We start from the raw sequence: 13084 nt of genomic DNA, 5'->3' as shown, positions 1-13084 counted from the left end.
CCTGATTATAGATGGTCTCTGGGTGCTCTTTAAGTATATGGCGACCAGACACAGCACAATTATACAAATCTATAACTTAGGAAATAGCTGAACGTGAATTGTTGCGGGGTTTGAAAGAGTTTATTCACGAATTATAGATGGATAAGACTGCAAAGGGTGAGATTGGATAGACTTGAAAAAAACAGGAGGAATACACTATGCATACATACCATAACCCACGCATTGATCACCCTGGCCAGATCGCTGACGCTAGCAATGGTCGCGTCGTTACGTCGTTTACCAAATCAATGTGGGCTTTGTCTATGTTGATCGGTACGTCGCTTGGCCTCACTGCGTTTTTCTCATGGTCAGGGCTGGTACTTTATGTGGTATCAACCTGGCTGGTGCTGTGTCTCGGACATTCGCTCGGGATGCACCGCTTATTTATTCATCGAGCCTATCGCGTACCGCGCTGGTTGAGCCTGTTATTGATTCACTTAGGCACGGTAACCGGAATAGCGGGTCCGATGGGCATGCTGTATACACATGATCTGCGCGACTGGGCTCAGCGTCAGACACACTGCCATGCCATGTTCGCTCAGAGCGGTGTTTGGTACCGAGATTTGTGGTGGCAGGTATGTTGCAACATTCAGTTAACGACACCGCCGTGTTTTGTTCCTGAGCCCGCTATTGCACAAGACCGAGCGGTACAATGGATGGAGCGTACCTGGATGCTACAACAACTTCCTTGGGCCGTGCTGTTCTTCTATTTTGGTGGCTGGTCCTGGGTTTGTTGGGGTATTTGCGCTCGTGTCATCAGCTGTATTTTTGGGCACTGGTTAATCGGCTACTTCGCGCACAATGACGAGTTGAGTAAGCACATGCACCGGAGCTGGCATGTCGAGAAGGCCGCCGTGCAAGGCCAGAATGTACGCTGGACTTCATTGTTGGCGATGGGAGAGAACTGGCACAACAATCATCACGCCTTTCCGTATTCCGCGCGTATGGGTCTGGAGTCTGGTCAGTGGGACCCTGGTTGGTGGATCTTGAGTGGTCTGGCCAGACTCGGTATTGCGACACAGCTGGTGTTACCTGAAACCGCTACGCAGCGGAGTGATCTAACACGCTTGTCAGTTAGCGAGCGAATTTAGTCGACAGAATAATAGACGTGGTGGTCTTGAGAATTCCGTCGGTGTTGCCGATTTGATCCAGCACGTCATCAAGGTGATGGGTCGACTCGGCGCTTACCATAGCGAGTAGTTCATAGCTGCCATTCACCGCATGCAGTGCACGTACAGCTGGGATCGACTTTAGCGCATTGACGATTTTGGCAGAGGACTTCGGATCGGAACTGATCATCACGTGCGCTTGTATTTGGCCGCGCTCGTAGTCTTCGCTGAACTGCACGGTGTAGCCGCTGATAATGCCGCGCTTCTCAAGCCGTTCTATGCGATTGGTGACCGTGGTACGCGACATACCCAATTTGCGGGCCAAATTTGCGGTGCTTTCGCGAGAATTGGTGCTGAGTAATGCAATGAGCTGCTTATCTTTGCCGTCGATGATCATAATGATTATATTATTGTCGAAATGATCATTTTAAACAATCAATATGCACAATCTGGCTATCCACATCGACATAAATTGCCAATAAGCTAATGGACATTAAAATTAATGCCTGTTTATTGAGTACGTATAATGAAAAATGTGTTGCTTCTAGGGTCCGGTAAAATCGGCGCAATTATTACTGAAATGTTGACTTCATGTGGGGACTACCACGTAACTGTCGCGGACTTGGAACAAAGCAATTTAGATCGTCTAACACCACATAAAAATCTTAGCACGCTAGTGCTGGATGTGACCGACAGAGATGCCTTAAATGCGGCGATGCAAGATAAGTACGCGGCGTTAAGTGCATGTCCATTCCATATCACCAAATACGTAGCTGAAGCTGCCGCCGCCACGGGCGTACACTACTTCGATCTGACCGAAGATGTTGCATGCACAAACTTGGTAAAAGAATTAGCCAGAGATGCCAAGTCGGCGTTGATGCCGCAGTGCGGTTTGGCGCCGGGGTTTATTACTATTGCTGCCTATGAGCTGTGTAAGCACTTCGACACCTTGCACAATGTCCATATGCGTGTTGGCGCTTTGCCCAAATACCCGTCGAACGGGTTGAAATATAACTTAACTTGGTCAACCGATGGGTTGATCAATGAGTACTGCAATCCCTGCGAGGCAATCGTTGAGGGAAAGTTGATGCAGGTACCCCCGCTCGAAGAGTTAGAGACGTTCTCCCTGGACGGAGTAGCGTATGAAGCCTTTAACACTTCGGGCGGGCTAGGTACTTTGTGTGAGACCTTAGAGGGTAAGGTAAAAAACCTAAACTATCGAACTGTGCGCTATCCAGGTCACCGTGACATCATGAAAATGCTGTTAGATGATTTGCGGATGCGAGACAATCGCGATCTGCTCAAAGAAATCTTCGAAAATTCATTGCCACTCACTTATCAGGATGTGGTATTGGTGTTCATCAATGTCAGCGGCATGAAAAATGGTCAGCTGGTGCAAGAATCCTACGCCAGCAAAAATTATAGTCAGACCATTAACGGTAAGCTTTGGAGTGCGATCCAAATCACCACCGCAGCAGGCATTTGTACGGCATTGGACCTGATGGCTGAAGGCAAATTGCCGCAGCAAGGGTTTGTCAAACAAGAAGACGTGTTGTTTGAAGACTTTATTAACAACCGGTTTGGGCAATACTATAAGCGACCTGAAGCAACACAAGCCGCGGCATAAGCGAGACCTGACACAGTATGAGTTCCAAATCACAGTGGAGTAAGTTTGACTGGGAAGACCCCTTTCATCTTGATCAACAGTTAACTGACGAAGAGCGCCTTGCGCGCGATACGGCGCATCAATACGCGCAAGGTAAACTGCAGCCCCGCGTCATCGACGCATTTCGTGAAGAGAAAACCGATCCTGCGATCTTCCGTGAAATGGGTGAATTGGGCCTACTCGGTTCCATGCTCGAAGGCTATGGCTGCGCCGGTATGAGCTATACCTCGTATGGCTTGATTGCACGCGAAGTGGAGCGTGTTGACTCCGGCTATCGTTCAATGATGAGCGTGCAATCCAGTCTCGTCATGTATCCTATCCATGCTTTTGGTTCAGATGCGCAGAAAGAAAAATATTTACCTAAACTGGCCAGTGGCGAGTGGATTGGGTGTTTTGGATTAACCGAACCTGATCACGGATCAGACCCGTCAAGTATGGTAAGTCGCGCTAAAACCGTCGATGGTGGGTACCGCTTGAGCGGTGCCAAGATGTGGATTTCTAATTCACCGATCGCCGACGTGTTTGTGGTTTGGGCCAAAACCGACGATGGCGTTGTGCGTGGTTTCATTTTAGAGAAAGGCCACGAGGGTCTGACTGCACCTAAGATTCAGGGCAAACTTTCATTGCGTGCCTCCATTACCGGCGAAATCGTAATGGACAATGTGTTTGTGCCGGAAGCCAATATGTTACCAAACGTTAGTGGCCTGAAGGGTCCGATGTCGTGTCTGAATAGTGCGCGTCTGGGCATCGCCTGGGGTGCACTTGGCGCGGCTGAAGCCTGTTGGCACGCAGCGCGCCAGTACACCTTAGATCGCAAACAGTTTGGACGCCCGTTGGCTGCGAATCAGCTAATTCAGAAGAAACTCGCCGATATGCTGGCCGAGATATCGCTGGGATTGCAGGGCTGTTTGCGTGCCACCCGTTTAAAAGAACAAGGTCAGTTAGCGCCTGAATTGATTTCGCTACTCAAGCGTAACTCCTGCGGCAAAGCGCTGGAAATCGCGCGCCAGGCGCGTGACATGCATGGTGGTAACGGTATTTCAGACGAGTATCCGGTGATGCGTCATATGCTAAACCTGGAAACTGTGAATACCTACGAAGGCACCAATGATATCCACGCACTGATTTTGGGCCGCGCACAAACTGGTATCCAAGCCTTTTATTGACGACCTGCGACGCGGTCTTCTGCACTCGCATTGTTTTCCGGTCTTGATCGAGTGAGAGCATCGTTAGATCGGCACTAGGTCGTCACCATGAGTACCAAACCTAAACTTCTAACTCCCAAAAAGTAGTGAGAACATGAACATCGAATCTGTATTTACCGCACTCGGTTTGAGTGAAAATGATTTAAATAATGGCGACCTGGTTGTGACCAGCCCCGTTAATGGCAACGCGATTGCGCAAGTTAAAACGCACAGTGCCGCTGAAGTCGATACCGCCATCGGTAAAGCGAAGCAAGCGTTTGAAGACTGGAAAAATGTGCCAGCTCCGAAACGCGGCGAGTTGGTCCGCGTACTTGGAAATAAGCTGCGCGATCATAAAGAAGCACTCGGCGCACTGGTGTCGATGGAGTGTGGCAAGATTTACCAGGAAGGGCTTGGTGAAGTTCAGGAAATGATTGATATCTGTGACCTCGCCGTTGGTCTGTCACGACAGTTGTTTGGTTTAACCATTGCTTCAGAGCGTCCTGGTCATCGTATGACTGAGACCTGGCATCCAATTGGCCCGGTAGGCATTATCTCTGCGTTTAATTTCCCGGTTGCGGTTTGGTGTTGGAACTCGGCACTGGCACTGGTATGCGGCAACAGTGTGATCTGGAAGCCTTCGGAAAAAACCCCACTCACTGCCCTAGCCTGCCAAAAACTGTTTGATCTGGCGGCGGCGGAAGTCGGAGATATCCCGGACGGCTTGTCGCAGGTGATTGTTGGTCACGCTGACGTTGGCGAACAACTGGTGAACGATACACGTGTACCCGTCATCAGTGCCACAGGCAGTACCGCCATGGGACGTAAAGTGGGTCCAGCAGTGGCAGCACGCTTTGGCCGATCCATTCTTGAGCTTGGTGGCAACAATGGGATTATCGTGGCGCCAACCGCGAATTTGGAGATGGCGGTGCGCGCCATTCTGTTTGGTGCGGTTGGAACTGCCGGGCAACGCTGCACGTCGACACGACGTTTGTTTGTGCACGACGATATTTATGGTGAGCTGGTGCCAGCGCTTAAGAAAGCCTACAGTGGAATTCGCGTTGGCGACCCGATGGAACAATCAACCTTGGTCGGCCCACTCATTGATAAGCAAGCATTTGATGCCATGCAGTCTGCTTTGGACATGGCAATGGTGAACGGAGGTGAGGTCGTTGGTGGTTCACGTGCGCTTGAAGACACCTACCCGCATGCGTACTACGTAAACCCAGCAATTGTGGAGATGCCAGAAGCTGATCAGACGGTACAAACCGAAACGTTTGCCCCGATCTTGTACGTGTATCGCTACACCGATCTGGATCGTGCGATCAGCTTGCATAATGATGTACCTCAAGGATTGTCCTCCGCTATTTTCACCAACGATGTGCGTGAAGCTGAAAAATTTACATCAGCAGTCGGTAGTGATTGCGGCATCGCCAACGTGAATATTGGTACCAGTGGTGCCGAAATTGGCGGCGCATTTGGCGGCGAAAAGGAAACAGGCGGTGGTCGTGAGTCTGGTTCAGACGCGTGGAAAGGCTATATGCGCCGTGCGACATCGACGGTGAACTACTCGTCAGATTTGCCGCTAGCACAAGGCATAGAATTTAATCTCTAAACAGTTCTATTAAACCATTAAAAAAGCCCATGTTTTAAGACATGGGCTTTTTTTTGCACGTCATCAGGCATTACAGGCTGGCGACGAATTCGACGACTGGGGATTCGGATTTATCCCCGATACGGCATTTCGCCAGACCGAGTTCTTCACCAGACTGCGGATTAGCTAGGCTGATGTAGTATTCCCGAAAGCGACGAGATTCACTGTGATCCAAGCTGCCTTGAGCATCATCTGGAACTTCCACGCTGAGTTTTTTAGCGCGTAACTGTTTGGCCGCGAGCGCGGATTCAGCACACATACTTAAATCGGCGTCCACACTGGTAGCGTGTGCGGCGGATGTGAGAATCACACCAGCGAACAGAGAACAATTTAACAATAATTTTTTGGCTTTGGTCATCATGGCAAATACTCCAACAATCAGGTTTACAAGGGACTTATTGCAAAACCAATTGATCCACGCCGTTGCACATGCAATCAGTTAGCGATGACTAATTTACCGCCGTAGATCCGTTGTCGACCAGTGACAAATTTTTATGACAAAAATTACCTGTGGTTATGTTTGTGTTGATATATAAATCTTTACGGTTATGTGACAGTTAAGAGTTATTGATGGGATTATTCTATAACATTTTGATTATTCATGGTTTTATGGTTTTGGCCTAGATCATCGAGAGACTGTATTCAGTCCGACCGAATACCCAGTTTCTGGATTCAACGATGCGCGCTTTTTCGTTCGATTATGACACCAACGTGACGAACCCCTTTGACCGCAGCGCCTTTGTCCAGCTTAATCTTGACATAATCGGTGGCAAATTCGGTGAGTACGCAGTCAGCAATCTTTTCCGCCAGTGTTTCGAGCAAGGCATAATTTTGTGCTTTTGCAACTTCCTGAAGCCGGACCGTCATTTTATGGTAGTCCACTGCGTCAGCTAAATCGTCTGTTTTAGCTGGTAAGCTGGTATTCGTGCCGACCTGAACATCGGCATGCAGTGTTTGCTGAATTGCTTGCTCCCAATCCCAAACGCCGATGGTGCATTTGAGCTCAAGGCCGTTCAAATAGATTAGGTCCAATGTTGATCTTCTAAGTTAAATTTTAAACCTTCGTAACTCTAACACAGTACAATTAGTACAAACTAGATCAAGACCTTGCTTGTTATGTCGGCTATCCCTCATTTCCTATGGCCTGTATTTGGCTACTTATTGGGTTCTATCTCGAGTGCGATTATCGTGTCGAAGTTGTTTCGACTGGATGATCCGCGCAACGTTGGTAGTGGCAACCCCGGTGCCACCAATGTGCTACGAAGTGGCAGTAAGGCAGCAGCGATACTGACGCTGCTGGGCGACCTATTAAAGGGATTGATTCCGGTGCTAATGGCGCAATATGCCGGTGTGTCGAACGGTATTCTGGCACTGGTTGCGATTGCCGCATTTATGGGGCATCTATTTCCGGTGTTCTTTGGTTTTAAAGGTGGTAAAGGGGTCGCAACGGCGATCGGCGTGTTTGCGGCGTTGAGCTGGAAGCTCGTGCTGGTCTTTATACTGGTTTGGGTGATGACGGCAGCGATAAGCCGTTACTCATCACTCGCCGCGTTGGTTGCCAGTGCCATTACCGGTTTGGCGAGTTTTGCACTATTTAATCAACCGGATCAATTGCAACTGGTTGGTGCCGTGTTTTGGATCGTTGCGTTTACGTTCCAGCGCCACCGTGCAAATATTGATCGACTTCGCCAAGGTACGGAGACCAAAATAGGTGCCAAGAAAGCGGACTGAACAGTCGATTGAACCAACTCAGTCTAATCCAATCGTGCTATAGCAGCGCCAACGTGAATATGCGAACCTGATCTACAGTTGTCAATGAGCGACATTACTGTAGACAGGAGCAATGGACGAATATCACGCTGAAATAAGGAAACTAGCAAGAGCTTGGTTGATAATTCTATCGATTGCTGCCCTGTGTCAAGCATGCAGTGCTGACCAAAGCACAAACCAGCCCTTAGATGGCGTTGCATTAGATAGTGTAATCGCGCCGAAGCCACTCATTCATGCAGACAAGGCGGTGGACTGGTGGTTTTCATTTAAGTTCAATGCCGCTAAGTTTCCCGGTTGCGCTAATCAAGCGAGTCGTGCTTGTCCATTTGGCGGCCAACCGCAGAACTATCGTTACGGTTACAGCCAGCAATTTGTTGCGGCTAACAGTACCGCCCCAACGTTGAGCCAAGGACAAGTTTGCTTAGGCGACAGCGATCAGGATCCGCTGGGGGCAACGTTCGCACAAATCTATGAGGGCAACTATTATTATGTTGTCTGGAATGATCAATTCTATGAACAGCCGAAAATCGTAGGCTGTGAAAATTCCTGTTCAGCGCCTTGGGGTCACGCCAAAGGTGTGGTCGCTTGGAATGACGATGGTGAAGGTTTGGTGCTGCAGGTCACGACCCCGGCCTGGCCTGGTGCCGGTAATCAGCAGCATCCTCGGCAAGCTGGAGGAAATACTTTAGGTTGTGTATCACTGGACGATGATATCGCAGTCGCACAGCACTTTTTTGCATTGCGACTCAGTCCGGAAGATTTGGCTCATGTGATCGCGGGATTAGCGAACGCCAGTGTGGTCACAGATGTCGGGCAACCGCAGCTGGTGCGAAATGGCGGACCGGATTCGATCCAGTTATTGGTGCAAACTCTGGGTAAGCAGTCGAACAGTACCGACGTGATCAATGTCACTTTGTCCAGTGGCGTGCGTTTTATATCAAAGCCGTCTGCCCTGCATGTACCGCCCTGGCAATTGGTGTCAGCCCAGCTTGGAGGCATTGATCTGCGGACCGCGACCTGGTGGACTGACCCCGCCATTCCTTCGACGGATCGAAGCACGCCGTTGCGTTGCTGGAATGATCAACTGGGAGCAGCCGGCGCTGTGAGTATTGCCACCAGTGGCTCGTGGAATGGTACGGATTTTAGTCTCAAAGGTGGTCTTGGTAACGAGTTTAATCACGCAAAATTTGCGGTCAACGATGGGGCCAGGCCATCGATAGCGATCTTCGGTGACATGAACCAGCAAGGTGCACTGGCACCTGGATCGGCTTACCCAAATCAGAAATGTTCCAGTAGCCAGAATGGTCGAGGAGGCACTTTCTACGTGGTCGAGAACGCACAATTGGCCGCCAGTCTTGCTGACCTCATTCGTGGTGACACTGCCCCACTCGCGCCAAATTCAACCAGCCTACAGTCAAAATAACCACGCAAGGAGAATGATCATGAAAATACGAATGCTGATACTAGCGATACTCTGTTCGCTGCTTTTAGCCTGTAATGCCCAAACAGAACAACCACAAGTAACAACGGAATCGAAGCCAGTGAAACCGGTACAACCGCCTGTAGCGCAGCCAGTCGCAGACACGGGGACTTGTACGGGAACGTATCCTAGCTACTGGCAGGATCCAAAGTTTCCTGAGATGTATGAGGGTCAACTAGTGAGTGACCAGCCGCCGTCAGGCTACCAGGGGCCGGTGTTTCGATTGAGCGATGATTTCCCCCGTGAGTTGGTGGATGAGTCGGCTTCACAGCCGTGGCGAGCAGAACGCTTTGATGCATTGTTCGACCCGGCCACAGACCCTGAAACCAAACAACAACTGGGTGAAGAGTACAGTTGGCTGGTGATGGAGTATATACAAGCAGGCAACATCAACAGTGGCAATGTAGAAACTGACTGGGATGTGTGTAACAACAGGGTGCGGGCTTGGTACAACATTCCATTTCAAACGTATAACGTATTGGCTGGGCGAGAGTTTACGCACGGTCTTACACGTGAAGCACCCGTAAGTTTTAGTGTGAACACCGCGCCCGAGGCTGCGAAAGGCACCATGTGGGCGGTTGGATACTTTAACCCCACCGCGGCGTACACCTTAGGCACAATCTGGCAGGCAGATGGCACCGCGAAAATCCCAACTCAGAATGTGTCGTTCGCCACTGGGGCGGTGGTTGGTAAACCGCTGTTCACGACCCTATCGCCAGCGCAGATGCCCATGTTGAGCAATCTGCCAGCTTGGAAAGCGAACATCTCATCGCCTGATTTCTGTGGCTGCAAATCCACCACGGGCGCCGCGCAATGCACGATGGCCGAAGAGAGTCAGCAATGCCCACGCAGCTTAGATGAATATGGACCGGTTACGCTATTGCAATTTGATATTGCGGTGAAAGAGCCACGTGCTAGGGGCACGGAATGGGTGTTTGGTACCTTTGTGGCGGATGGACAACGTAAGGCTGATGAGCCGAACCCTTGGAATCGAATTTCATTGTTGGGCTTGATGTGGGGTAATTCCACACCACCAGCCGGTGTTTTGGCTTCAGCGTATCCCGAGAATCCCCGACAAAACGGTTTCGAGGACATGGTGATTAACTGGGACACTGTCGATATGTTGAATGCGTATGGTGGTGCAGACAAGTTTGCCCACCCGGGTCACCTAGGTTGTAATTCGCGGTTAGACGGTCCAGCTGACAAGGCGTACAGTTCGTGTATGTCATGCCACGGTACCGCATCCGTCGCAGACCAAAATATCAAGGTGCCCCCGATCGCGCCGCAATTTGGTGGATTGACGTCTGAGTGTGCGATGCAAACGGCTGAAGGTAAGTGGATCGATGCCAGTGGTGTAAAGGCGAATATTAAGTCAGTAGACGGAGTGGACATTGGCTTTTCAGAGATCGACTCAATCTACTTCGCGAGTACGCCGGCCGCGCAGCCCTTTAACGCCACTGTGGATACGGATCAGGGGCCGGTGAATATCCTGCCCGGTCAACCGGACTATGCGGCTTCCGACAGAACCGACTGGATCTCATTAGATTATTCACTTCAGACTTCAATCTCGATTGTGCAATGGATGCAATGGCAACAACATCTGGCAGACCCTAAACCCGCAAATTTGGACGTGCATACGGCTAAGCTGCCACGACGTTAATAGCGCACTACAATTTTAACTAATGTAAGGCATTGCTGTGACCATGTGATTGTCACAGCAATGCCCGAATATCGATAATTGGAGAACATGATGAGGGTAAAACAAACCTACGTATGCGCTATTATGACGGTTGTACTGCTTAGCAGTAGTTGCGTACAGAAAGTGGTCGACGCAGAGATAAACAAAGAGGCCACCCGACTCTTTTTTGATGGCGTGTTCAATCACGGGCTGACCGAAATCGTTGAATTCAGTTTAGCCGACGACTACACCTACAATGGTCATCACTCAAAGGTAGACGGCACCATAAAATGGGCTGAATCCCTACGAAAATCGTATCCCGATTTGCATTTTACAATTAATGATCTGCTGGGTGAGGGTCATAGAGTCGCGATCCGTTGGACGATGACGGGGACTGGCTCCGATGGTGTTGAGATCACAACTTCTGGTACTAACATCATCACCTTTCGGGACGGAAAAGCGGTTTCGAATTGGCAGAACGGGGGTAAACCGAGCGATGTCCACCCAGTGAATAATCCGAAATCGTAGTTGTTAGCTAGGTGGAGTATGTCACTGCGCTTACCAGTTTGGCGTAATTGGACGTGCGTTGATCGCCTGATCTGAATATACTCTCATATAATCTCCAAATAACAGACAAATGAAAACTAGACAAGATTTCGAAGCTCGACTAAACCAACAGTTTGAATTAGCGCAAGCACAATTAATATTGGAGTTGATTGAGGTCAGTTCGGTGCGGGCAGAACGGGCCGAAGATGGCCGCTCTGAACCATTTTCTGCCGTATTCCGTGCCGACAATCACGATATTCTTGAACAAGGTACTTACACTTTACGCAATGACGGCGAAGGTACGGACATATTTTTGGTTCCGATTGGACCAGATGATCAAGGAATGTGCTACGAGGCCATTTTTACCTAAAGCCATTGTCATCGTAGTCGGCACAGAGGTAGCTCTATGTCGTCTATGATCGCAGTCGTTATCTCGGCCCTGGCCATGGGTCAATCAATACTCGCCTCACATTTATTGGCACGTCGTATTGTGCATTCCAATGTGTATCTGCCGCTGGCGGTATTTTTTGCCCTGAATGCGGTGGCGCAGTTTTGTTTTATTGTTCGTGAACCGGTTTTCTACACGGACGGGATCCCGTTCTTAGCGCAGCTGACCTTGTTTAAGCTCGTGGTCGAACTCATGTTGCCGCCCTTATTCTGGATGTATGTGCGTGAATTGACGTCTGAGCATGCACGGGGCTGGCGTAGAACGGATAAATACCATTTTATAATCCCGGTTGTACCCGTGGCGATCCTGGCGGTGATCTTGGGTCTTGTTAGCTGGAACCCGACGTTTGGCGGTTCGCGTGGTGCCTTGATTCTAGAGATTCTAAATACCATTCTGAATCTGGCAGCGTTAATCCAATTTACGGTCTATATCGTGTTTGTCATGATCCGGCTGGCCAGTTATCGACGTAAGTTAATGAATCTATTTGCCAGCACCGAAGACCTAGAATTAAGGTGGTTTCAATGGGCTTTGTGGTTGATTCTTTTAAATATCGCTTTGGAGTTGGGTGCTGAGATTGCGAATTCGGTGTATCACGTGCCGAACCCGACCTACCCTTGGCACGGGCTTGCTCGATTGGCGTTGGTGTGGTTTTTTGCCGTATGGGGACTTCGTCAGCGACCGGATTTACGCATTGAAATTGCTCGAACTCAGAAGGACGACAACGAAGAAACGCGTAAGTACCAAAAATCGGCATTGTCTGCGGATCAGTTAGCTGACGTGTCGCAAAAAATACGTTTTGCATTGGAAAAGCAATGTAAGTATCGCGACCCAAACCTGTCGTTGCGAGCTTTGTCAGAAGAAATCAAGGTGTTGCCAAATTATGTTACTCAAGCTTTAAGTCTTGATATTAAAGAGACATTTTTTGATTATGTTAATCGATTACGGGTCATGGAGGCTATGGAGCGATTGATCAACACGGACGAAACGGTGCTGACGATTGCGAACGATGTTGGGTTTAATTCGCGCTCATCATTCTATTCGGCCTTCAAAAAAGTGACCGGGCAGACACCGACGAGTTTTCGACAGGTCTCCCAATCTGGGTAAATTTGTCCTTCCCGCTAAAGTCAGACGATTGTAGAACGTCACTCTGCTCTAATAACGATGTGAGTTCCCGACATTGCATTTAAATGTAGGGTGGCTGCGGAGAGTACGGTGTTTTTGGAATGGTTGCTCCTTCCCCTTCAACACCAAACGGTTGGAAACGCAGTTACAGAACATGTGGTGAAAAAGCTGCCAGTTATCGTTCAAGAACACAAACTGGTGACTGACCTTAGGACTTTGTAGGAGAGGACTAAGGCTCGGAAAACCGGATTTGGGTAGCTTTTTAAAGGAAACTCACTGTTTCAGCTGCGGGTTACAGAGTCCAAAGTGAAACAAGGGTTGTTCGCTCTATATTATCCTGGTGGAGTTGAGCATATATACCTAAACGGTAGTCGGTGGAGTGAGTTCC

13 protein-coding genes are annotated in these 13084 nt (G+C 49.4%); 10 read left to right on the top strand and 3 right to left on the bottom strand.

Annotated features, from left to right (window positions below; translation table 11 throughout):
• Positions 1 to 197 precede the first annotated feature (197 nt).
• Positions 198 to 1130, top strand: coding sequence for an acyl-CoA desaturase (locus tag IE055_RS12265; RefSeq protein ID WP_189401539.1), 933 nt, complete (start codon positions 198 to 200; stop codon positions 1128 to 1130).
• On the opposite strand, the gene IE055_RS12260 is transcribed toward IE055_RS12265, so the two are convergent.
• Positions 1114 to 1545 carry an Lrp/AsnC family transcriptional regulator gene (locus IE055_RS12260; RefSeq protein ID WP_189401536.1) on the bottom strand — a complete coding sequence of 144 codons (432 nt, stop codon included), beginning with the start codon at positions 1543 to 1545 and terminating at the stop codon, positions 1114 to 1116. The two genes, IE055_RS12265 and IE055_RS12260, sit on opposite strands and share 17 nt — an antisense overlap.
• Positions 1546 to 1674: 129 nt before the next feature.
• Here IE055_RS12260 and IE055_RS12255 point away from each other — a divergent pair, with 129 nt between their 5' ends.
• The 3 genes from IE055_RS12255 (at position 1675) to amaB (ending at position 5613) form a co-directional block, all read left to right on the top strand.
• A complete protein-coding gene (locus tag IE055_RS12255; protein ID WP_189401533.1) occupies positions 1675 to 2775 on the top strand; it encodes a saccharopine dehydrogenase family protein in 1101 nt (366 codons plus the stop codon).
• A gap of 17 nt (positions 2776 to 2792) precedes the next feature.
• Complete coding sequence (locus IE055_RS12250) at positions 2793 to 3980, top strand: acyl-CoA dehydrogenase (protein WP_189401530.1); 1188 nt, start codon at positions 2793 to 2795, stop codon at positions 3978 to 3980.
• Positions 3981 to 4113: 133 nt separating this feature from the next.
• Positions 4114 to 5613: an L-piperidine-6-carboxylate dehydrogenase gene (gene amaB / locus IE055_RS12245; RefSeq protein WP_189401526.1), complete on the top strand. Its 1500-nt coding sequence runs from the start codon at positions 4114 to 4116 to the stop codon at positions 5611 to 5613.
• 70 nt (positions 5614 to 5683) lie between these two features.
• Here amaB and IE055_RS12240 read toward each other — a convergent pair whose 3' ends face one another.
• Positions 5684 to 6013, bottom strand: a complete 330-nt coding sequence (locus IE055_RS12240; protein ID WP_189401524.1) for a hypothetical protein — start codon at positions 6011 to 6013, stop codon at positions 5684 to 5686.
• Between the two features lie 311 nt (positions 6014 to 6324).
• A complete protein-coding gene (locus tag IE055_RS12235) occupies positions 6325 to 6684 on the bottom strand; it encodes a dihydroneopterin aldolase (RefSeq protein WP_189401521.1) in 360 nt (119 codons plus the stop codon).
• An 84-nt stretch (positions 6685 to 6768) separates the two neighbouring features.
• Here IE055_RS12235 and plsY point away from each other — a divergent pair, with 84 nt between their 5' ends.
• The 6 genes from plsY (at position 6769) to IE055_RS12205 (ending at position 12678) form a co-directional block, all read left to right on the top strand.
• Positions 6769 to 7383, top strand: a complete 615-nt coding sequence (plsY, locus tag IE055_RS12230; protein WP_189401518.1) for a glycerol-3-phosphate 1-O-acyltransferase PlsY — start codon at positions 6769 to 6771, stop codon at positions 7381 to 7383.
• 112 nt (positions 7384 to 7495) lie between these two features.
• Positions 7496 to 8845, top strand: a complete 1350-nt coding sequence (locus IE055_RS12225) for a deoxyribonuclease II family protein (RefSeq protein WP_189401515.1) — start codon at positions 7496 to 7498, stop codon at positions 8843 to 8845.
• A 19-nt stretch (positions 8846 to 8864) separates the two neighbouring features.
• On the top strand, positions 8865 to 10562 hold the full coding sequence (locus IE055_RS12220) for a hypothetical protein (RefSeq protein WP_189401513.1): 1698 nt from the start codon (positions 8865 to 8867) through the stop codon (positions 10560 to 10562).
• Between the two features lie 90 nt (positions 10563 to 10652).
• Entirely contained in the window at positions 10653 to 11108 is a 456-nt protein-coding gene (locus tag IE055_RS12215) for an ester cyclase (RefSeq protein ID WP_189401510.1), read from the top strand.
• Positions 11109 to 11217: 109 nt separating this feature from the next.
• Positions 11218 to 11496, top strand: a complete 279-nt coding sequence (locus IE055_RS12210) for a DUF6916 family protein (protein ID WP_189401507.1) — start codon at positions 11218 to 11220, stop codon at positions 11494 to 11496.
• Between the two features lie 36 nt (positions 11497 to 11532).
• Entirely contained in the window at positions 11533 to 12678 is a 1146-nt protein-coding gene (locus IE055_RS12205) for a helix-turn-helix transcriptional regulator (RefSeq protein WP_189401503.1), read from the top strand.
• Positions 12679 to 13084 lie beyond the last annotated feature (406 nt).

The sequence above is a fragment of the Arenicella chitinivorans genome (assembly GCF_014651515.1).
GTDB classification, from domain to species: domain Bacteria; phylum Pseudomonadota; class Gammaproteobacteria; order Arenicellales; family Arenicellaceae; genus Arenicella; species Arenicella chitinivorans.
This window is presented reverse-complemented; position numbering and strand designations above follow the sequence as displayed.